Origin of the sequence: Actinomyces bovis, from assembly GCF_900444995.1 — a bacterium.
GTDB classification, from domain to species: domain Bacteria; phylum Actinomycetota; class Actinomycetes; order Actinomycetales; family Actinomycetaceae; genus Actinomyces; species Actinomyces bovis.
This window is the reverse complement of sequence record NZ_UAPQ01000001.1, coordinates 799,316-820,914: the sequence shown is the minus strand read 5'-3', so window position 1 is coordinate 820,914 and position 21,599 is coordinate 799,316. Positions and strand designations below refer to the sequence as shown.

Here is a 21,599-nt window from a genome sequence, read left to right as displayed (position 1 = left end):
GCACTCACCCCAGCCGAAGGCGTCAGCAGAGCCTCGATGTCTCTGCGTCGGAACTTCAGCCGTCCGGACGGGTAGCGCACGCATGCGACCCATCCTTCGCGCGCCCAGCGGCGCAGCGTCTGTGCGGTGAAGTCTGCTTCTGGGAACGCTTCTACGACCTCTGACGCGGTCAATAGCACGTCATCATGATCGTGTCGTGAAGTTACGGTCATATCGCTATCGTCGCGCGCGACGATCAGAGTGTCAACAACTACTTGTAACGTGTCGCTACGTTCGTTATGCTCTTTGCATGAGCAGTCAGAGCCCTACCGTCCCGGCCCTCTCTGGGTTTGACGGTGCCGTGGGATTTACGGTGCAACAGCACCTGTTTGCGCATGGGATTACGCGTGCGCGTCTGGGTGAACTCCTTGGCATCCCTGGACCTAGCGTGTCCAACCGGTTGCGTGGCAAGGTCCGCTGGACCGCTGGTGATCTCGCCATCACTGCGGCAGCCTGCGGAGTCGACGTCGCCGACCTGTACCCGACCCGTACGGCGGACGGGTGGCAGCCAGCGCCGTACGTGCCCGCCAAGGTACCCCCTGTGGGGCTCGAACCCACGACCTTCGGATTAAAAGTCCGCAGCTCTGACCAGCTGAGCTAAGGGGGCGTGCCGCAAGCGGCGGGCCCTAGCATAGCCATACTCGCGCCCCTTCGCCTTACCACCAAGCTGGCGCTGCTGACTGTGCGACTCGACGTCGTCGCCCGCGCCCGCCATAAAACCCTGCAATTGCGCGAATCGGCGCTCCTGGCAGCCTCCGCCAGGCCGCACGCACGCCGTCAACAGTGAGAAAAGCCGCCCCGCCGTCGCTCAGGCGAGCACGCTTTAATGGCCCTATGCGCCAGTTCCACCGTCCCGCCCGCCTGAACCCCGAGCTCGCGGAGTCCATTGAAGGCGCAGCCGACATCGCCGCCACCTCTGAACTCGCCCACCGCACCGCCCAGCTCCTCATCGGTGCCGACGCCGCCCCCGCGCCCACCAACACTGCTTCCACCACCAACCCCACCCCTAATAACGCCGACCACGAGCCCCTGGCCGTGACCCGCGCTGGGGTCGTCGCCGTCGCCTCCCAGGGCGTGGATGAGGTGGCCGAACTCTGGGCCGACAGCCCAGCTGGCACCCTCCCCGGCACCCTGTGGCGCCTATTCCTGCTGCGCGAGTGGATCCGCCGCGACCCAAAACTCGTCGCCTCCCGCTACGCCACCACCATCGACCTGCGCAACCAACCCGCCGACTCCCCAGCCCTCGCCCGCCTAGACGCCGCCATCTGCGAAGCCCACCGCGTCCCCGCCCCCGAGCAACTCCGCGAGCGCATCGACGCCCTCATGCGCGGCGAAGCCAATGGCGTGCAGGCCGTCGGCCCCGTCTGCCTGCTGGCTGCCGGATTCTTGCGCGCGCTCGCCGCCGGTTCCCAAGACACTTGGATTGAAGACGACGCCGATGAGCTGGCCGACCGCGTCACCCGCCGCGACTCCGCCCTGCTAGCCACCGCTGCTGAGCTTGCCGACGCCGCCCGCCGTGTGCAGGTCGGGGCGCTCAACTAGGCGGGTCACGTGCCAACTGCCCGGTCACCTAGGCCAGCCGGGCTTAAGTCTGGTGTTGGCGGGGAAGACTGGTCTCCGTGGACGCTCCCCGGGTCAGCCTGCTTTGAGGCCGGTTCGCAAGGACTTTCGTCTCCACTGGCCCCCAAAACTTCACCTGGACGTGCCACGATTGGAGTATGACGAGCTCCGACGCCAACACCACGCCCAACTTGCCTGAACCTTCGGGCACTGCCGAACCAGCGGCCCAGCGGCCTGGCGTCGCCGGTGACTGGCTGGGCGCATACAAACGGGCGGTTGCGCAGGTGCGTTCGCCGCGCAGCACAGCGGCCAGTGCGGCCAGTGTGCCGCCCGCTGCGCAGGCTGCCGAAGCTCTGGCTGCCGCCCAGAGTGCGGCGACAGCGAAGACCGTCAAGCTTCTCCCCGAGGAACTCCAAGCCTCCGGGAAGTCGGAGGCGGCAGCGCCCGCCACCCCAGAGAGCGAGACCCTGCAGGGCGAGACCCCGCAGAACCAGCCGCCGCAGAGCGTCACCCCGCAGGGCGAGGTCTTGCAGAGCGAAGCCTTGGACGCCGTCGCCGCCGGAGCCGGAGTGCTAAAAGGGGACATAAGCGTGGTTGATCCTGAGGCCGACCCAGCCACCATTGAGGTGGAGCCCGCTGGCACCCCCGCCTTCACTGAGCCGCTCGCCGAGGAGCCCGTGGTGGAGGAGCACATTATTGAGTCCTTCGACCCGCGCGACTTCACCGATGACTCGGGTCCGCAGTACGAGGACGAGGACTTTGCAGAGCCCAAGGAGGAGGGTGAGCCCAACCGCGAGGTGGCCGCCCCCTCCCCGGTCGCCAGCCTGGGCACTCCCACACCCCCTAGCGGCATTCCCGCTAACAGCGACCGCCCACGGCCCACCCTGCTGGACGGCCCCCTGGATGACGAGCCTTTCAACCCGCGTTTGGCCTTTTCTGGCGGCGGCGCGCTGGTCGTTCCCGGCCGCCCCGTGGTTTTCAGCCGGGCCGCTGCTCGCGCGCAGCTCACTGCCGCCGACGGCGCCGCCAGCATCGATGACGTCTTGGCTGCCGCCAGCGCCGGGCAAGACATTCGGGACCCACAAGCACAGGCCCCCGCCGCCGCCCGCCCCAGCTTTGCCCTGGCTGAGGGGGTAGCTGCCGAGTCGACTGAGAACTCCGACGCCGCAGGCCCGGACGGCGCCCAGGCGAGCGCCGAGGTTGAGGCCGCAGGACCGGCGGGCTTTGTGCCCCGCATTGAGGAGAGCCAATACCTGGCCGAGCTGGCCCCTGAGGCCGACGCAGAGGTTGAGGAGACTGGAGTTACCGGCGCGGCGGCGGAGTCCGCTGCCTCCCTGAGGGAGACCCCTGCGACCGCCCTCGCGTCGGAGGCCGAAGCTGAGAGCGTCACGGCCGAGGGGGAGACGCCGGTGGAGGTTGAGTCCACCGCTCAGGCCGAGGGCGCAGCTCTGGCCGCTGGGCTGGCTGAGCCCACTGAGCCTGCGGCGGCGATGTCTGCTGCGCTGGTCGAGCCCACCGGGCCTGCCGCGCAGCTTGAGGCGGTTGGGCCTATGGCTGCCGAGGCCACTGAAAACACAGAGTCCACCGACTCCGCTGTGCAGGCCGAGGGCACCACGCCGACTAAGGACGCCGCACCTGCGCGAAACGGTCAGGCTAAGGGCGCCGAGGACGCCCAGCCCACTCGGCCTACTGCTTCCGGCGTCTGTACTGCCGCGCCGACCGAGGACATGGCGCTTGCCGCCACGCCCGGCGTCGCCACCTCACCGGAGACCGTTTCCACCGCAACTGCGCACACCGCACCCGGCGCCACTACATCTGCCGCCACGCCCGGCGTCGCCACCCCGCCGTCGCTGCCGCCGCTGGAGTCCTTCAAACAGCGCTTCACCGACCGTGAGCTCACCTGGATGGACTTCAACGAGCGCGTCCTAGAGCAAGCCGAAGACCCCGACCTGCCACTGCTGGAGCGTGCCTGGTTCGCCGCAATCTTCTCCTCCAACCTGGACGAGTTCTATATGGTGCGCGTAGCCGGGCTGAAGCGGCGCATTGCCGCAGGCATCACCCCCGTACGCGCCTCCGGCCTCAACGGCCACCAGGTCCTGGCCCGCCTGACGGAACGCGCCCAAGAACTCACCGCCCGCCAGGCTGCCCTAGTACGCGACGAGATCCGCCCCGCCCTGGCCAGCCACGGCATCAAGATCATCGGTTGGGAAGACCTAGATATTGAGCTCAGCGACCGCCTAACCCGCTACTTCCGCAACCAGATCTACCCCGTGCTCACGCCCCTGGCGGTAGACCCCTCCCACCCCTTCCCCTACATCTCCGGCCTCTCCCTAAACCTGGCCGTAATCGTGCGCAACCCCCAGAGCGGCAAAGAGCACTTCGCGCGCGTGAAAGTTCCCCAGTCTCTGCCTCGCCTCATCCCCGTGCCCGTCCCGGAGGGCGTAAAGGATCTGGAAGGGCAGGCCTTTATCCCCCTGGAGGTGGTGATTGCGCAGCACCTAGACCACCTCTTCCCTGGCATGGAGGTGATTGAACACCACACCTTCCGCGTCACCCGCAACGAAAACCTGGAAGTGGAGGAGGACGATGCCGAGAACCTCCTAAAGGCCATGGAGAAGGAACTGGAGCGACGCCGCTTCGGTGCCGTGGTCCGCGTGGAGGTAGAGGACACCATCAGTTCCTTCGCCCGCCGCTATCTGGTGCGCGCCCTAGGCCTGAATGACTCAGATGTATTCGCCCTGCCCGCCCCCCTGGACCTCAAATGCCTGAATATCCTGCACGACCTGGACGCCCCTGAACTGAAGTACCCGCGCTTCGTGCCGGTCACCGCCTCAGGCCTGGCCGCCCATGAGTCCGCCAGCGCCGGGGATATCTTCGCGGAGGTGCGTGAGCACGACGTCTTGTTGCACCACCCCTACGACTCCTTCTCCACCTCCGTGCAGGAGTTCATTGCGCAAGCCGCCGCCGACCCCGCCGTCCTAGCCATCAAGCAGACCCTCTACCGCACCAGTGGTGACTCGCCGATCGTTGACGCCCTCATCGAGGCCGCCGACGCCGGCAAGCAGGTGGTCGCAATCGTGGAGATCAAGGCCCGCTTTGACGAGGAAAACAACATCGGCTGGGCCCGCAAACTGGAACGCTCCGGGGTGCACGTCGTCTACGGCATGGTGGGCCTAAAAACGCACTGCAAGCTGAGCCTGGTGGTGCGCCAGGAGGAGGATGGGCTGCGCCGCTACTGCCACGTTGGCACCGGCAACTACCACCCCAAAACCGCCCGCGGCTACGAGGACCTAGGCCTGCTCACCGCTGACCGTCATGTGGCTCAAGACCTGACCACGCTGTTCAACCAGCTCTCCGGCTACGCCCCACGCGCCCGCTTCCGCCGCCTGCTAGTGGCGCCGCGCTCCCTGCGCGACGGCCTGCTGGAGCTGATCGAGCAGGAGATTGCCAATAAGCAGGCTGGCAAGGACGCCTGGGTACGCATCAAGGTCAACTCCATCATTGACGAGCGCCTAATCGACGCCCTCTACCGCGCCAGCCGCGCCGGAGTGCCTGTGGATATTGTGGTGCGCGGTATTTGTGGGATCCGTGCCGGAGTACCAGGCCTGAGCGAGAACATCAAAGTTCGCTCCATCCTGGGTCGCTACCTGGAGCACTCCCGCATTTACGCCTTTTGCAACGACGGCGACACCACCCTCTATATCGGCTCCGCAGACCTCATGCACCGCAATTTGGATCGCCGCGTGGAGGCCCTGGTGCGCATTACCGATCCCACCATGTTGCGGGAACTGGAATGGCTGGTCACCCATGCAGCCTCCGACGCCGTCTCCTCCTGGCACCTGGAGCCCGACGGCTCCTGGAAGCGCGTCTCCCATGACGCCGCAGGCCAACCTCTGGAGGACATCCAGATGACCCTCATGTCGCAGGCCCGCCGCCGCGTCGCCGACGCTCGCTGAGCCCACCTTGTCAAACAAACACAACGGAGGAGGCGCCACCCCGGTGGCCGAAGCCGCTCCGGTAGCCGAGCTGCCAGGCGGTGGCCAGTTGCTGCGCGCTCGCTCCGTCGTCGCCCCAGTGTCGCGCAGCAAGCAGTTGGTGCTGGCTGCCGGAGCGCTGGTGTGGCGGGAGACCGCTGACGAGCTAGAGGTGCTGCTAGTGCACCGCCCCCGCTACCAGGACTGGTCCTTCCCCAAAGGCAAGCTGGATAAGCGTGAGTCCCTGCGCAGCTGTGCTGTGCGGGAGGTGGCTGAGGAAACCGGAATACAGATCGTCCTAGGCCCGCCCCTGGACACCGCCCGCTACCCGCTGGCTGATGGGCGCCGCAAAGAAGTCCGCTACTGGGCTGCCCAAGAGCTCCCCGCTGGCCACCCGGCGCGGCAGGCCCGTGCGGCTTTCAAACCGGCCTCCACCAAGGAGATCGACGGCGTCGAGTGGATGGGTGTCAAGGAGGCCCGGGCGCGGCTCAGCCACCCAGCCGACCGGGAGCTCCTGGGACAGCTAGTAGATCTGTGGGAGGACTCCAAGTTGGCTACGCGCGCCCTGGTGCTGGTACGCCACGCCCGGGCCGTCAAACGTCCCGTGTGGAACCGGCCCAAGAAACGCGCGGTGAAGGAGGCGCAGGAGCGTGAACCCACCCGCCCACTGACTGAGCAGGGCGTGGAGCGGGCCCGCGCCCTAGTGCCGGTGTTGGCGGCCTACGGCGTCGCCCGCGTAATCACCAGCCCTTGGCGGCGTTGCCTGGACACGGTGGAACCTTATGCGCAGGCCGCTGGGCTGGAAGCTGAGCTGCAGGAGCAGCTGACCGAACAGGCGCATGCGGCAGCCCCGGAGGCGGTGGGCGCCTTGCTGGAGGAGCTTGTCGACGGCGCGGGGCAGGCAGTGGCGGTCTGCCTGCATCGGCCGAGTTTGCCGACCGTGATGGAAGTGGTGGCTGAGCACGCTCCGGGGCGGCTGCTGCGGGTGGTGCCGGACCTGGACCCGTGGTTGAAAACCGGTGAGGTGATGGTGCTGCATCTGGCCCGCAGTGCCCGGGGGCGGATGCGGGCCGTGGCGATTGAGAAACAGCGCCCGGTGCTCCCAGAGTCCCGCTGAGGACCCGGCGCCGCTGCTTTCCCCGTGGAACCTGCGTTTTTGCGCCAGGGCTGTGCTGCCACCGCGCCCTGCGTGCGAAAACGCCACTTTGGAGGGGGCAGGGGGCTGCGCGGGGAGAAGGTTGAGGACGTCGGGCCGGAGAGCGCCAGTCGGCGCGAATGCCGCTCGCGGCGGCTTTATTTGGAGCCCGGGGCCCGTCACGACCCGACGTCGTCGCCAATTGTACGGCCCGCCGGTTGTGCTTGCGCCCCGGCCCCACCTGAGGCTGCTCCGCCCGCCAACAGCGCCTACGCTATGGAGCTGCGTGCAGACGCTTAATTCCCCTAATCCCCAGGCGGGTCCAGCCGGTAACCCACGTTGCGCACAGTGCCAATTAGGTCGTGATCCATCTCCAGTTTGGCGCGCAGACGCCGAATGTGGACGTCCACTGTGCGCGCCCCACCGATGTAGTCCTCACCCCACACCTCGTCCAGCAGCGTCTCGCGGGTGAGCACGTGCCCCTGGTGCAACACCAGGTACTTCAGCAGCTCAAACTCCTTATAAGTCAGGTCAATGACCTGACCGCGCAACCGCGCCGTGTAGGCATTCACGTCAATCACCAGGTCCCCGACCTCCAGGCGGTTGCCATTGGCGGCAGGCGGCTCAGTGACGACGGCGGGGCGCAGCAGGCGCAGGCGCGCAGCAAGCTCAGCAGGCCCGGCCCCAGACATGATGAAATCCGCTGCACCCCAGTCCATTTGCACAGCCGCCGCGCCGCCGTCGTCAAGCACCAGCAGGATTGGGGGGCACTCGATGGGGCCGGCGAGCAGCTGGCACAGGGCACGGGCGCGGGCTAGGTCCTGGCGGGCGTCCACCAGCACGACGTCGGCCTCCTCCGTGGCGGTGTAAGAGGCGGGAATTGGGGGCAGACAGGTGACGGGGGAGTCCAGGAAGGAGGCCGCAGGTAGGACTGAGGAGGTGTCGGCATCACGGGTGAGCATGATGATGCGCACGGCCGCTCCTTTGTCTATTCCTGGCCGGTCCAAGCGGTATATGGACCAGTGAACCACAATCGTTGCGTCAGCGTATGCGACGATGCGGCATGTGGACATGAAGCAGCCGACCCCAGCCGAGCCCGACGCCGCCAAGCCCCCGGCCTCTGCGGCCCGCCCGGTCTCAGCGGCGCGCCCGGACCCTGCGGCTCGCCAGGACCCTGCGGCTCGCGGCGCCGCTGCGGCCAGTTCGGTCCGCCTGGTACGGAAAGCCGGTGCGGCAAGTGCGTCTAGCGCAGCGAGTGCCTCTAGTGCAGCGAGTGCGGCCTCTAAGGTAGGTGCTGCGCGCCCGGCCAGTGACGCCTCGCGCCCAGCCAGTGGCGCCCCTGCGGTCGGCGAGGTGCGGCCGGTTAGGTCATCTCGCCGGGTTAGCTCACCCCGCGATCCCAAGCCCGCTCGCTTAGTTACCGCAGCGGACCACGGCACCCGGCGCGGTGCCGCCCGCGCCCCCGAGCCGGGAATCGTGGACCCTGCCTGGACTCGGCTGGCCTTCGCCGGGATCGCCCCCATGCTTTTGGCGGCTACTTCCGCCCTGCCCGGGTGGGTCCGTTCGGGCCTGGTAATCCTGCTGGTGCTGCTGGCCGCACAGGGCTGGTCTGCGCTTACCCGCACCCGCCACGACCTGCGCTCGGTGATTCTGCTGGCGGGCACTGGCGGGGTGGCCGTCATCGCGGTGACCTTCACTGGGGACTTCGGTATAGCGGGGCTGGTTATGGCCCTGTCGGTGCTGGCGGCCTTCGTGGCGCAGATGACCAGGGGGAATGGCCGGGAGGAGCTGGTGGAGGACCTGTCCGCGAATGTGACCGGCTGCCTGATTATGACGCTTGGAGCTGGCTGGGCCGCCTTAGCTGAGGGGCTGGCCGACCCCTCTGTGATCGTGCCCTGCGCCATCTGCCTCCTGCTGGGTGCGCTGCTGACTTTGCTGGAGGTGCGCGCCGTGGTGTTGGAAATCCTGACCGTGGTGGTGCCAACCATCGCAGCTGCCGTTATGGGCGGTGTGCTGGCAGTTACCGGCTTCTTTGGACCGGCGCATGTGGCGACGGCGGAGGCAATGCAGACCGCGGCGGCCTGCCTGGTGGTGGGCTTTACCGCGGGGATTCTTATGGCAGCTGCCAATCGCATCCTGTGGACGCACCGTTGGGTTCCAGGCGGGCGGGCTGCGGTTGCTAGCGCGGTGGTGCCGGTGCTGGTCACAGGTGCCCCGGCTTATGCGATTGCCCGGCTCATGGGCTCCTTCATCGCTGGCTGAGGCCGGATAGTGCTTTTGGGGCGCTGCGAGCACCGATGGCGCCGGGAGACTGGCGGGTGCGCGGCGTCGTCGTTGAATGTGCGGTGAGTTCTGGGCGGGTGCGTGGCAGATCAGGCTGGTGCCCGGGGCAACGCAGGGGTTGGCGTTGGTTCGTGTCAGTGCCTGCCGATAGCCTGAGCGCATGGCCTTCACTCTTGACACGGAACTGCCCCCGGAGATCTACCCACTTGCCTGGCTGATCGGCACCTGGCGGGGCTATGGCATCCTCACTTACGGGGAGGCGGTGCCCGAGCAGGCCGTATACCAGGAGATGGTCTTTGATCACGACGGCGGCCCCTATATGCGCCAAAGCACCACTATCTGGACGGTGGATGCCAGCCGCTCAGAGAATCTGGACTTTGAGATGCCGGGCCTGGAGGGAGCGGGCAAACTGGCGCGCGCCCAGATTTGGTCCACGGAGACGGCCTATTGGCGGCCCGTCGGGCAGAAGCAGCCCGACCCAGATGACGCGGACACCAAGACGCCCATCACCTCTCTGGAACTCGTGAGCACTGACCCGGCTGGGCATGTGGCCGTGTGGGAGGGCTGGATTCAGGGGCCGCGCGCGCAGGTGGGCACGCAGGCTGTGGGCCGTACCCGCACTGCTGCGGAGGTGCGCGAGATGACCCGTATGTTCGGGTTGGTGGCTGGGGACCTGATGTGGACCCAGGATTTGGCGGCCTTCGGCACGGAGGAGTTGAGCACCTACGCTTCTGGGCGCCTGGGACGGGTGGAGACTGCCGAGGCAGGTGCCAGCAACTGGGCTAGCAGGGGGAAGGCCTCTGGGGCTGAACCTGCTGACAGGACGGCCGCGGGAACCAGGGCGGGAACAACTGCCGGGGCGGGCAACGCCCCCACCGCCTGATGCGCCGCTCAGCTCTGCTGGACTGGCCCGGGGCCATAGCCGCCCCCAATGCCGAGGGCCTGGCTGACGCCGCCGTCCCGACGCATTTTGGCTCCCCGCTGCGCGAGCAGGCGGCGCTGCTGGAGGGGCGCGCAGTGACCGCTTTGGCTTGCGACGTCGTCGCTGTGAGCGGCCCTGACCGCCTCAGCTGGCTGACCACCTTGAGCAGTCAAGTGCACACTGCGCTCCACCCCGAGCACCCGGGCGTAGAAGCGCTGATCCTGGACGCCCAGGGGCGGATTCGCCACGCCTACGCCGCCCTAGATGACGGCACCGCCACCTACCTGCTCACCGACGCTGGGCGCGGACCGGGCCTGGCAGATTTCCTGGACTCCATGCGCTTCATGCTGCGCGTGGAGGTCCTGCCCCGCGAGGACTTAGCCGTCCTGGGGTCCATGGGCCAGGGGCGGCAGGCGCTCGAGTCGGCGGCGCTTGTGGTCGGTGCTTTGGTCGGCACCTGGCAGGACCCCTGGCCGGGTGTGGTTGAGGGGGGCACTGCCTACGACGTCGGCCTGGGCAGTCCCGAGCGGCCCTTCAAACACCCCGGCGAGGGTTGGGCTGCTGGGCTTGTGCTGGTGCGCGCGGACGCTGTGCTTGAGGTGGCTCAGGCTTTCCTGCATGGGGCTGGAACAGCGCCCAGTGCTGCGAGCGCTGGCGTGGCGGCAGAGGCTGAGCGTGGTGAGGCGTGTACTGGGGTGTCTGCTGCCGGTGGTACCGCGGCTGCTGGGATGCCGGCGGTACCGCAGCCCACGACACCTTCCACTGGCAGGCGTGGTTTGGCGGGAGCCTTAGCCTGGGAAGCGCTGCGCCTTGAGGCGGGGCGGCCTCGGCTGGCCCAAGAAGTGGACGAGCGGGCCATCCCCAATGAGCTTGACTGGCTGCGCACAGCCGTGCACCTCTCCAAGGGCTGCTACCCCGGGCAGGAGACGGTGGCTCGCACCCTGAATCTGGGGCGGCCACCGCGCCGCCTGAGCATCCTGCAACTCGACGGCCTGGGGGGCGAGCTACCTGCTGCGGGGGCCACTGTCCGCTTGGGGGAGCGGACAGTTGGGGTGGTCACCAGCGTGGCGCAGCACCACGAACTGGGGCCCATCGCCCTAGCCCTGCTGCGTCGCAACACACCCCTGGAGGCCGAGTTGCTGGTGGAGGTGGCGCCGGCTGGCGCGGAAGCGGGCGGTGCGAAGGACGGTGGGGCTGCTAGGGATGAGCCCGTGCCGGGGGTGGCTGTGGGGCTCGTGGTTGCTGCTGCGCAGGAGCCACTGGTTTCGGTGGAGGGCAAGGCCAGAGTTTCCCCACAGGAGCGCCCGGGTGCGGGACTGCGCCCGGTAGCCGCCACCCGCCCGGGCCTGTTGCGCTGAGCGGCTTTGAGTGGCCTGCGGGGCAGGAGAAACCCCGGGCGGTTGCGGACTTTCCGGGGGCTTGACTCAGTTGGCTTGCCACAAGCAGTCAGTGGGGGCGTGGGTGTGGTCCCTGCCAGGCACACGGTCACGACCTATAGAGTGAGCGCGTGAGCATCCTCAACCTCATTGCCTACTGGGTCGCTGTAGCAGTCGGCTATATCTGGTCCGGCGTAAGCCTGGCCGCGATTGGCCTGGGCCTGTGGGCGCTGATTGACGCCGCGATGCGCCCCGCCGCGCACTTTGTGGCAGCGGATAAGCGCACTAAAACCTTCTGGGTGGCGGTCACCGCGGCAGGTTTGGCGGTGTGTGCCCTGACCGGTTTCAGCTCCATGTTTGGGCTGTTTGGCTGTGTGGCCTCCGCCGTCTACCTCACTGACGTGCGCCCCGCCCTAAAGTTCTATGCCCCGGTGAAGGTGCGCGGCTCGATCCGCCCGATTCGTCGCGACGGGCAGTCCCGCCCCGACGACCGCGGCTGGCGGCGCTAATGCGCGCAGTGCTGCAGCGGGTTAACCACGCCGCCGTCCTGGTCGCTGGGGAGGTGGTGGGGGAGATCACCCGCCCGGGGCTGCTAGCCCTGGTGGGCGCCACGCACGATGACGGCCCCGAGCAGGTGGCCACGGTGGCCCGCAAGATTGCTGAGCTGCGTCTCTTTGACGGCCCGGGGCCCGACGGGGACCAGCCGGGGCATGAAGCAAGTGTCACTGATCTGGGGGCGCCGGTTTTGGTGGTCTCCCAGTTCACGCTTTATGCCGATGTGCGCAAGGGGCGTCGTCCCTCCTGGAACCAGGCGGCTCCGGGCCCAGTGGCGGAACCGCTGGTGGAGGCAGTGGTGGCGGCGCTACGTGAGCGGGGCCTGGAAGTGGCGACGGGGCGCTTCGGCGCCGAAATGCGCATTGCCATGGAGGCCGACGGCCCGGTCACGATCCTGGTGGAAGCTTAATCTGTCCCAAAATGCAGCACTTTGAGCTGCCCGGCTCGGACCTCCCGCAGTAAAACGTTGGAATTGCAAGGCCTCGTCAGCCAGATCAACGTGCGCGAGCTTCAAAGTGCTGCATTTCGTGCCACTTTCCTCAACTGCCTGGAGCGGCTGGCCGGTCTGGACATCCACAATGCGCAGCGGATTGAACCCCGCTGGCAGCACCTCAAGACTGGCGATCAGGTCTTCCTGGCCCCGGAGGTGGCGCTCGGTGTGGCCCGCATGGAACCCGACCATTGCCTGGTCCTCTCCTCTGAGGGCGGACAGACAGCCCCCGCAGCCACCATGGACTTCGACTTCAGCTGGGCTTTTGTGCTCGCACCCAGCGCTGAAACTGGCTGCCGACTGCTGGTACGTGAGCGCTACCAACCCCGCAGTCGCCTGGCGGCAGCATCGGTGTGGGCCGCCCGGCCGGTGGCGCGGCTGATGAGTCATGGCATGCTGCGGGGCCTGTGCCAGCGCGCAGAAAACCCCCAATAGACCTGAGTTTCCAAGGCTCAACCCGGGCTCACGCCCACTGCGAACAGCGGCATGGTCCAAACAAGCTCCCGGTTAGCCTAGGCAGCACGTGCTTAGCGGGTGCTTGGGCTTCCCAGGCCCCTCCCCACACCCCACGGACCGCACGTGCCAAGGAGAAACCAGTGTTTGAACGCTTTACCGACCGCGCCCGCCGAGTTGTCGTCCTGGCCCAGGACGAGGCGCGCGCGCTCAGCCACAACTACATCGGCACGGAGCACCTCCTTCTTGGCTTGATCCACGAGGGTGAGGGCGTGGCCGCCAAGGCCCTGGAGTCGATGGATATCTCCCTGGACGCCACTCGCGCCCAGGTCATTGAGATCATTGGCGAAGGCCAGTCCGCCCCCACCGGACACATCCCCTTCACCCCGCGCGCCAAGAAAGTCCTAGAGCTTTCTCTGCGCGAAGCCCTGCAGCTGTCCCACAACTACATCGGCACCGAGCACATCTTGCTGGGCCTGCTGCGCGAGGGTGAGGGCGTGGCCGCTCAGGTTCTGACCAACCTGGGCGCGGACCTGTCCTCCGTCCGCCAGACCGTTATGCAGATGCTTTCCGGCTACGAAGGCAAAGAGACCGTCAACGCCGGTGGCCCTTCCAAAGAAGGCACACCCTCCGGCTCGGCAATTCTGGACCAGTTTGGCCGCAACCTCACCGCCGCAGCCCGTGAGGGCAAACTGGACCCGGTGATTGGCCGCTTTGAGGAGCGGGAGCGGGTTATGCAGATCCTGTCCCGCCGCACCAAGAACAACCCGGTGCTGATTGGTGAGCCTGGCGTCGGTAAGACCGCCGTCGTCGAGGGACTGGCTCAGGCGATTGTCCACGGCGATGTTCCGGAGACCCTGCGTGACAAGCACCTGTATTCCCTGGATATGGGCTCCCTGGTGGCGGGCTCCCGCTACCGCGGTGACTTTGAGGAGCGCCTCAAGAAGGTGCTCAAGGAGGTGCGCACTCGCGGTGACATCATCCTGTTCATCGACGAGATCCACACCCTGGTAGGCGCCGGGGCCGCCGAGGGCGCCGTGGACGCCGCCTCCATTCTCAAGCCCATGCTGGCGCGCGGTGAACTGCAGACCATCGGTGCGACCACCCTGGATGAGTACCGCAAGATTGAGAAGGACGCCGCCTTGGAACGCCGCTTCCAGCCGGTGACCGTCAACCAGCCCACCATTGAGGAGACCATTGCGATCCTCAAGGGGCTGCGTGACCGCTATGAGGCATTCCACCGCGTCGTCATCACCGACGAGGCCATCGACTCCGCCGCTAAGCTCGCGGACCGCTACATCAATGACCGCTTCCTGCCGGATAAGGCCATTGACCTGATCGATGAGGCGGGTGCCCGGCTACGCATCCGCCGCATGACCGCCCCGCCGGAGCTGCGCGAAATCGACGACCAGATCGCCGCCGTCAAGCGGGAGAAGGAATCCGCGATTGACGATCAGGACTTTGAGCGCGCCGCTGCCCTACGTGACGACGAGCATCGCCTGAACGAGCAGCGTGCCGCCAAGGAGAAAGCTTGGAAGGACGGGGATCTGGACCAGGTCGCCGAGGTGGACGAGAACCTGATCGCTGAGGTTTTGGCCATGAGCACCGGCATCCCGGTGGTCAAGCTGACTGAGGCTGAGTCCGCCAAGCTGCTCAATATGGAGGTTGAGCTCCACAAACGCATTATTGGGCAGGACAAGGCCATTGAGGCGCTGTCCAAGTCCATCCGCCGCACCCGCGCAGGCTTGAAGGACCCCAAGCGCCCAGGCGGCTCCTTTATCTTCGCTGGCCCCACCGGTGTGGGTAAGACGGAGTTGGCTAAGGCTCTCGCAGAGTTCCTTTTCGACGACGAGGCCGCGCTTATCCAGATGGATATGTCCGAGTTCGCGGAGAAGCACACTGTTTCCCGGCTCTTCGGGGCGCCCCCCGGCTACGTGGGCTATGACGAGGGTGGCCAGTTGACCGAGAAGGTACGCCGTCGTCCCTTCTCCGTGGTCCTCTTTGATGAGGTGGAGAAGGCCCACCCGGATATCTTCAACTCGCTGTTGCAGATCCTGGAGGACGGGCACCTGTCTGATGCGCAGGGCCGCGTGGTGGACTTCAAGAACACCGTCATCATCATGACGACGAACCTCGGTTCTAAGGACATCGGCAAGTCTGTGGCCACTGGTTTCCAGTCCACCCAGGGTGGGACCATGGACTACGAGGAGATGAAGAACCACGTCAACCGTGAGCTCAAGCAGCAGTTCCGCCCGGAGTTCCTCAACCGTGTGGACGAACTGATCGTCTTCCCGCAGCTGACCAAGCCGGAGGTGCGCCAGATCGTCGACCTGATGATCGCGCGCCTGGACCAGCGCCTGGCAGAGCAGGAAATGACCATCGCCCTGACCGACGCCGCCAAAGAGCTGCTGGCCGAACGCGGCTTTGACCCGGTGCTGGGCGCCCGCCCATTGCGCCGTGCCATCCAGCGCGACATTGAGGATGCCCTGAGCGAGAAGATTCTCTTCGGGGAGATCGAGCGGGGCCAGAAGGTCACGGTCGACGCTCAGGGTGAGGGCCTGCTCGGGGAGTTCATCTTCAAAGGCGAGCCCTGGACGGACCGCATGAAGGCTGATGACGCTGCGGTTGCTGCCGCTGAGGCCGCGGTCGCCGCCGTAGACGAGGCCCAGGGGGGCAGTGGCGGCAGTGCCGACGGCGGGGCTGGTGCGGCTGAAGGCACTGGTGACGTCCAGGCCGCCGCGGCGGAGGTAACTGAGCCGGCGGCACCTGCTGAGCCCGCAGCGTCCATTGAGCCTGCCACCGGCCTACCTGAGGGCGGTGCGCAGCCGGGCGCCTGAGCGACCTCAAGCTGATTAGGGCTAGAGGGGCTGACCCAAACGGGTCAGCCCCTCACCTTTGCCCTTGGAGATGGGACCTCCGACACATACAGTGGGTCATGTGCGCCTGCGCGGCGCCGTTCTGCCTGTTCCACACGAACACCGAACAGAAAGAGGCAAAGATGCCCAAGTACGTGTACCGCTTCAGCGAGGGAGACAAGGACCAGAAGGACCTCCTGGGTGGCAAGGGAGCCAACCTGGCCGAGATGACCAGGCTCGGCTTGCCCGTCCCGCCCGGCTTCACCATCACCACGGACGCCTGCCGCGCCTACCTGGCTTCCGGCTCCGTGCCTGATGAGCTAGCCGTGCAAGTCACCACCGCGATGCGGCAGGTAGAGGAAGAACTTGGCCGCCAGCTCGGCGCCGCCAGCGACCCGCTGCTGGTTTCCGTGCGCTCCGGTGCCAAGTTCTCCATGCCCGGCATGATGGAAACCGTCTTGAACATCGGCCTGAACGATGAGTCCGTCAAGGGTCTAGCCGCCGCCTCCGGTGATGAGCGCTTCGCCTGGGACTCCTACCGCCGCCTGATCCAGATGTTCGGCAAGACCGTGCTGGATATCGACGGCGACCACTTCTCCACAGCCCTAGAAGCCAAGAAGGCTGCCCGGGGCGTCTCCATGGACTATGAGATCCCCGTGGACGCCCTCCAGGAACTGGTGGAGGAATACAAGGCCATCGTCAAGGAGCACGCTGGCATTGACTTCCCGCAGGACCCCCGCGCCCAGCTGGACCTAGCCACTGAGGCCGTTTTCCGCTCCTGGAACACTGAGCGCGCCCACATCTACCGGCGTCGCGAGAAGATCCCGCACGACCTGGGCACCGCCGTAAACGTCTGCACCATGGTCTTTGGGAACATGGGGGAGACCTCCGGCACAGGCGTGTGCTTCACCCGCGACCCCTCCACCGGCCGCTCCGGCGTCTACGGCGACTACCTGGTCAACGCCCAGGGCGAGGACGTGGTGGCCGGTATCCGCAACACCCTGTCCCTCGCGGACCTGGAAAGCCTGGACAAGACCAGCTACGACGAGCTACGCGCCACCATGCACCGCCTGGAAACCCACTACCGGGACCTGTGCGACATTGAGTTCACCATCGAGCGCGGCAAACTCTGGCTCCTGCAGACCCGCGTCGGCAAGCGCACCGCCGCCGCCGCTTTCCGCGTGGCCACCCAGCTGGTGGACGAACGCCTCATCACCATGGACGAGGCCCTCACCCGCGTCACCGGCGACCAACTCAACCAGCTCATGTTCCCCCAGTTCGGCCAGTCCGCAGGCCGTGACCTGCTGACCCGCGCCATGCCCGCCTCCCCGGGCGCCGCCGTCGGCCACATCGCCTTTGACAATGAGGAGGCCACCCGCCGCGCCGCCGCTGGAGAATCCGTGATCCTGGTGCGCCGCGAGACCAACCCCGACGACCTGCCCGGCATGGTGGCCGCCGCCGGCGTGCTTACAGCGCGTGGCGGCAAGACCAGCCATGCAGCCGTCGTCGCCCGCGGCATGGGCAAGACCTGCGTATGTGGCGCCGACAAGCTGGAGGTGGATGCCGCTGCCAAGACCGTGCGTGTGGCCGGCCGCGAGGAGGTCCTCACCTCCGACTCAGTCATTGCCATCGACGGGCAGACCGGTGAGGTCTTCCTGGGTGAGGTGCCGGTGGTGGACTCCCCGGTTATGACCTACCTGCGTGCTGGCCTGGAGGAGGCCCTCGCCACTGCTGCCGACGACGACACCCGCGAGCTAGTCACTGCCGTGGACCGCCTCATTAAGCACGCCGACGAACGCCGTCGCCTGCGCGTGCGCGCCAACGCTGACACCCCCGACGACGCCCGCCACGCCATCCACCGCGGCGCTGAGGGCATCGGCCTGTGCCGCACCGAGCACATGTTCTTGGGTGAACGCAAGCAGTTCGTGCAGAACCTGATCCTCGCCAGTTCCGCCGCCGAGCAGGAGGCTGCCCTGGATGCCCTGCTGCCACTGCAAAAGGGCGACTTTGTGCAGATGTTCGAGACCATGGATGGAAAGCCCATGACCATCCGGCTCATCGACCCGCCGCTGCACGAGTTCCTCCCCGACCTCACCGAACTCAGCGTCAAGGTGGCGGTGGACCGGGAACGCGGCCAGCTGGACCCGGCTGACGAAGCCCTACTCGCGGTGGTGCGCAAGAGCCACGAGTCCAACCCGATGCTGGGTCTGCGCGGCGTCCGCCTGCTGCTGACCCTGCGGGGGCTGATCGAACTGCAGGTGCGGGCCATCGCCGAGGCCGCCGTCGAGCGGCTTAAGGCTGGCGGGGACCCACGCCCGGAGATCATGATCCCGCTGATCGGTTCCGTACGTGAACTGCAGATTGCCCGCGAGCGCGCTGAGAAGGTGCTTGTGGAGGTGGGGCAGGAGGCTGGCCTGGAGCTGGACTTCCCGATCGGCTGCATGATTGAGCTGCCGCGCGCTGCCATCACCAGTGGCCATGTGGCGGAGGAGGCAGATTTCTTCTCCTTCGGCACCAACGACCTGACTCAGACCACCTGGGGCTTCTCGCGCGACGACGTGGAGGCCTCCTTCGTCAGTGACTATGTGGATGAGGCAATTTTTGGGACCTCACCCTTTGAGTCGATTGACGTCGACGGCGTAGGCGGCATGGTCCGCCTTGGGGTTGAAGGTGGTCGGCGTACCAAGCCCGATATGAAGATGGGGGTTTGTGGGGAGCATGGTGGTGATCCTGACTCGATTGCCTTCTTCCATCAGGTGGGCCTGACCTACGTGTCCTGCTCGCCCTTCCGGGTGCCGGTGGCCCGGTTGGAGGCTGGCCGCGCCGCCATCATGCAGGGCGAGAGCTGAGCCTGCTGGAATCTGGCGGAGCGACGGCGTAGAGCGCGCCCTCCTCCCGCTGGGCTGAATGAGCTGCGCGGGGCCGGTGGACCGACCACTGGCCCCGCGCGCTGCCTGGGCCTGGGGCGCGCTGCTTGGGTCTGGGGCGCACCGCGGCGCGCCGCTGGGACGGCGGTAAAAAAGCGCAAGGTGGCGCAATGTGCCCGCAATTACTGCACATTTGTGAGCAGAGGTGCATTGCGGGGGCTGAGCCTCGGCAGGTGCTTAGGGGCTCGACGTGAGAGTATGGGCAGGTCACCCTTAGGCCCGCCGAGCTCCCCAGGCAGCCCTAGGTGAAACCGCAGACTAGGAGGACGTGGAAATGGCTTTGTTCGAGCTCCACGACGGAGGCTTGGCTCCAGCGCGTCTCGGACACGAGGCTGGAGAGGCTGCCCGTCGTGAGGCCCTGGACCAGGTGCGCCATCACATTGTGGAGATCCTCTCCGCCCCGCTATTTCCTGTCTGTTGGAACGACGCCGGAACCGTCCTGACAGCCCTTGACCCAGCCGGGCAGGTGGTGGCGGTGGAGGTCATTGAGGAGCTTGACCCTTCCGTGATTGTCGCCTCTATGGCGCATCTGGCCACCGTGGCTTCTGCTGGCTGGGCGGACCTAGCTAAGCGTTACCCCGGCGGTTTGCAGACCTTCCGGGAAGACTGGAACGAGTTCCGCGAGTCCATGCCCGGGCGGGTGGAACCGGGGCCGCGTCTGATCATCGTGGCCACCCGGATTACTGACTCGGTGCGTTCTTCCCTGGCGGTTCTGGCCACTTCAGGGGTGGAGTTGCGGCTGCTGTCCGTGCGGGAGTTCTCTTCCGGGCGGCGGTTGGTGGACCTGCAGCGGGTGGAGCCGCAGGTCTTCTCCCAGTCGGCGCGACTGTTGGCCTCCCGTCGGGCTGCGCGCCCGGTGATCGCCGGGGACACCTCCGTGGTGAATGAAGAGCCAGAGGCGCAGGGGGACAACGTCGTCGCCTCAACTCAATCGACGCCGACGCCGACGCCTGACACTGCGCAGACGCCCGTTACCCCCGCCCAGGGGATCCAGGGCGGTGGCCAGGCTGCGGCGCCTGCCTCCAGCCTGCCTGCGCCGGTCAAGTCAGCGCGGGTGGCGCCCAATCCCCCCGCAGACCAGTCCCCTGACGAGGACATCGAGATCACGCTGGACGCCCCCACTGTCTCAAATGTGGGCGGAACTACGGGTGTTTCCGCGGACTCCCCCGAGGCTGCCCAGCCTGCGCCACCAACCGCGCCTTCGCACGGTGACGCCCCCACTCCGGTGGAGGGCTTCACCCGCATGAGCGAGACGGAAGCCACGGCTGCCCTGCAAATAGTTGGCACCGTGCTCGAACGGGACACAGCCATTGTCTGGCAGCGTCTGCGCCGGGGCATCTTCCACGAGGCGACGCTCTCCCCGCAAGGCGTCATTACCCTGGCTGATGGGCGCACTTTCACCGACCCCAGTGCTGCCGCCGATGCCGCTCAAGGCACCCAGGATGCTGACGGCTGGCATGTGTGGCGCTTCGGGGTGCGTGGTCCGAGTCTGCGCGAAGCCCTCGATGAGGTCACAAAAACACAGGGCACTGAGCAGCAGGCCACCGACGGCGCGGCTGGCGCTGCCGACAGTAGGCGCAGTCGTCGCGAGCAGCGCTGAGCTACCGCCCACTTTGCTCGCCGACTGTTCGCGAATCTTGCTTGACCACTAGTAGGGCGTGCGGGACGGTGCTCGGCGGGCGCTGCGGCGTGGGTTCGGGCAGGTGCCCAGGCCTGGGCGCAAGCGTCAGACGCCCGCCAGGAAGCCGGAGAGGATGCGGCTCATCTGCTCGGATTCGATCAGGAAACCGTCGTGCCCATACAGGGAGTGCACGGTGGCGCGCTGCGCCCCGGGAATGCAGTGCTCTAGCTGGTCGGCCTGAGGTGTTAGGAAGAGGCGGTCAGAGTCCACGTCCACCACCAAGGTGCGCGCCGTGACTCGTCCCAAAGCCGCCTGGGTGCCGCCGCGCCCAATGCCGACATCGTGAACCATCATGGAGTGGGTGACGATCAGGTAGGTGTTGGCGTCAAAGCGGCCCAGGAGCTTGCCCGCGTGATAGTCCAAGTAAGACTCAACCTGGTAGCGGCCACCCACGGCTGGGTCTTCACTGCCCTGGTGGGCCCGGCCAAAGCGTGCGTCCAGCTCGGCTGCAGAGCGGTAAGTGGTGTGGGCGATGGCGCGAGCCAAGCCCAGTCCGCGGATAGGGCCGGTGGGGTGAGAGTAGTAATCCCCTCCCTGGAAGGCCGCGTCCCCGACGATGGCGAGCTCCTGCAAGTGGCACCAGGCCAGCTGGTCTGCGGTGGTGGAAGCGCCGGTGGCTACCAGCACTAGGTTGCGGACTCGCTCAGGGTAAGTCACGGCCCACTCAATGGCGCGGTGTCCGCCTAGGGAAGCGCCAATTACGACGGCGAAGGCCTCAATCCCCAGGGCGTCAGCCAGGAGTCGCTCGGCTTCCACTTGGTCGCGGGTGGTCAGCCAGGGGAAGCGGGAGCCCCAGGGGCGCCCGTCGGGGGCGGTGGAGGAGGGGCCGGTGGTGCCCTGGCAGCCGCCCAGGATATTGGCGGCCACCACGAAGAAGCGTTCAGTGTCCACAGCCTTGCCGGGGCCTACGACGTCGGCCCACCAGCCGGGGGTGGGGTGGCCGGGTCCAGCTTCACCGGTGACGTGGGAGTCGCCGGTCAGGGCATGTAGGACTAGGACGGCGTTGTCGCGGGCAGGGCTGAGTTCACCCCAGGTTTCGAAGGCGAGCACAGTGTCGGGCAGGGTCTCTCCGGAAGCCAGTGGGAGGTCGCCGATCTCTAGGAATTGGCGTTCGCCGGGGTCTGCGCCAGGGCGCCAAGCGCCGGTGGGGCTGCCCGCTGCCCGTTGCCTGAGTTTTAGGGAGGCGGAGGAGACAGCGGGCACGGGGGCGTCTGGGCTGCTCGTCATGCTCAAGATTCTGACGTAAACGCCCGTTTGTGACGAGTTCGCCCGCACTGCAGGCGTTTACGTCACAAACGGGCGAATTGGTCAGCTTTGGGTGCCATGGCTAAAGCTGGGGTGCCGTCTCC

General features: G+C 66.9%; 15 protein-coding genes and 1 tRNA gene. 12 read left to right on the top strand and 4 right to left on the bottom strand.

Annotated features, from left to right (window positions below; all coding sequences use genetic code 11):
• Together DR039_RS11470 and DR039_RS03435 are read right to left on the bottom strand one after the other, a co-directional pair.
• The coding region (locus DR039_RS11470) for a MerR family transcriptional regulator (protein ID WP_229116753.1) at window positions 1-212 on the bottom strand (212 nt) is incomplete at its 3' end.
• 360 nt (window positions 213-572) lie between these two features.
• Window positions 573-646: transfer RNA gene (locus DR039_RS03435), tRNA-Lys, on the bottom strand.
• A gap of 227 nt (window positions 647-873) precedes the next feature.
• Here DR039_RS03435 and DR039_RS03430 point away from each other — a divergent pair.
• The 3 genes from DR039_RS03430 to DR039_RS03420 all read left to right on the top strand — a co-directional run bounded on the left by DR039_RS03430 (window position 874) and on the right by DR039_RS03420 (window position 6,690).
• Window positions 874-1,581: a hypothetical protein gene (locus DR039_RS03430; RefSeq protein ID WP_111835960.1), complete on the top strand. Its 708-nt coding sequence runs from the start codon at window positions 874-876 to the stop codon at window positions 1,579-1,581.
• Between the two features lie 1,508 nt (window positions 1,582-3,089).
• Window positions 3,090-5,555: an RNA degradosome polyphosphate kinase gene (locus DR039_RS03425; protein WP_407641268.1), complete on the top strand. Its 2,466-nt coding sequence runs from the start codon at window positions 3,090-3,092 to the stop codon at window positions 5,553-5,555.
• Window positions 5,556-5,646: 91 nt separating this feature from the next.
• Window positions 5,647-6,690, top strand: coding sequence for an NUDIX hydrolase (locus DR039_RS03420; RefSeq protein ID WP_407641267.1), 1,044 nt, complete (start codon window positions 5,647-5,649; stop codon window positions 6,688-6,690).
• A gap of 323 nt (window positions 6,691-7,013) precedes the next feature.
• Here DR039_RS03420 and DR039_RS03415 read toward each other — a convergent pair whose 3' ends face one another.
• Window positions 7,014-7,682, bottom strand: coding sequence for a winged helix-turn-helix transcriptional regulator (locus tag DR039_RS03415; protein ID WP_111835959.1), 669 nt, complete (start codon window positions 7,680-7,682; stop codon window positions 7,014-7,016).
• A gap of 97 nt (window positions 7,683-7,779) precedes the next feature.
• Between DR039_RS03415 and DR039_RS11465 the strand changes: the two genes are divergently transcribed.
• The 9 genes from DR039_RS11465 to DR039_RS03370 all read left to right on the top strand — a co-directional run bounded on the left by DR039_RS11465 (window position 7,780) and on the right by DR039_RS03370 (window position 20,169).
• Window positions 7,780-8,970: a tellurium resistance protein TerC gene (locus tag DR039_RS11465; protein WP_229116752.1), complete on the top strand. Its 1,191-nt coding sequence runs from the start codon at window positions 7,780-7,782 to the stop codon at window positions 8,968-8,970.
• Window positions 8,971-9,151: 181 nt separating this feature from the next.
• Entirely contained in the window at window positions 9,152-9,874 is a 723-nt protein-coding gene (locus DR039_RS03405; protein WP_111835958.1) for an FABP family protein, read from the top strand.
• A complete protein-coding gene (gene ygfZ, locus DR039_RS03400; protein WP_111835957.1) occupies window positions 9,874-11,271 on the top strand; it encodes a CAF17-like 4Fe-4S cluster assembly/insertion protein YgfZ in 1,398 nt (465 codons plus the stop codon). The genes DR039_RS03405 and ygfZ overlap by 1 nt, the downstream gene beginning before the upstream one ends.
• 149 nt (window positions 11,272-11,420) lie before the next feature.
• Complete coding sequence (locus tag DR039_RS03395; RefSeq protein ID WP_111835956.1) at window positions 11,421-11,798, top strand: DUF2516 family protein; 378 nt, start codon at window positions 11,421-11,423, stop codon at window positions 11,796-11,798.
• Complete coding sequence (gene dtd, locus DR039_RS03390) at window positions 11,798-12,253, top strand: D-aminoacyl-tRNA deacylase (RefSeq protein WP_111835955.1); 456 nt, start codon at window positions 11,798-11,800, stop codon at window positions 12,251-12,253. Before DR039_RS03395 ends, dtd begins: the two co-directional genes overlap by 1 nt.
• Window positions 12,254-12,316: 63 nt before the next feature.
• A complete protein-coding gene (locus tag DR039_RS03385) occupies window positions 12,317-12,769 on the top strand; it encodes a hypothetical protein (protein WP_126622323.1) in 453 nt (150 codons plus the stop codon).
• Between the two features lie 161 nt (window positions 12,770-12,930).
• Window positions 12,931-15,624: an ATP-dependent Clp protease ATP-binding subunit gene (locus tag DR039_RS03380; RefSeq protein ID WP_170166919.1), complete on the top strand. Its 2,694-nt coding sequence runs from the start codon at window positions 12,931-12,933 to the stop codon at window positions 15,622-15,624.
• A gap of 161 nt (window positions 15,625-15,785) precedes the next feature.
• Complete coding sequence (ppdK, locus tag DR039_RS03375; protein WP_111836028.1) at window positions 15,786-18,491, top strand: pyruvate, phosphate dikinase; 2,706 nt, start codon at window positions 15,786-15,788, stop codon at window positions 18,489-18,491.
• Between the two features lie 352 nt (window positions 18,492-18,843).
• Entirely contained in the window at window positions 18,844-20,169 is a 1,326-nt protein-coding gene (locus tag DR039_RS03370; RefSeq protein WP_111835953.1) for a restriction system modified-DNA reader domain-containing protein, read from the top strand.
• A 126-nt stretch (window positions 20,170-20,295) separates the two neighbouring features.
• Here DR039_RS03370 and metX read toward each other — a convergent pair whose 3' ends face one another.
• Window positions 20,296-21,477, bottom strand: coding sequence for a homoserine O-acetyltransferase MetX (gene metX, locus DR039_RS03365; protein WP_111835952.1), 1,182 nt, complete (start codon window positions 21,475-21,477; stop codon window positions 20,296-20,298).
• Between the last annotated feature and the right edge of the window lie 122 nt (window positions 21,478-21,599).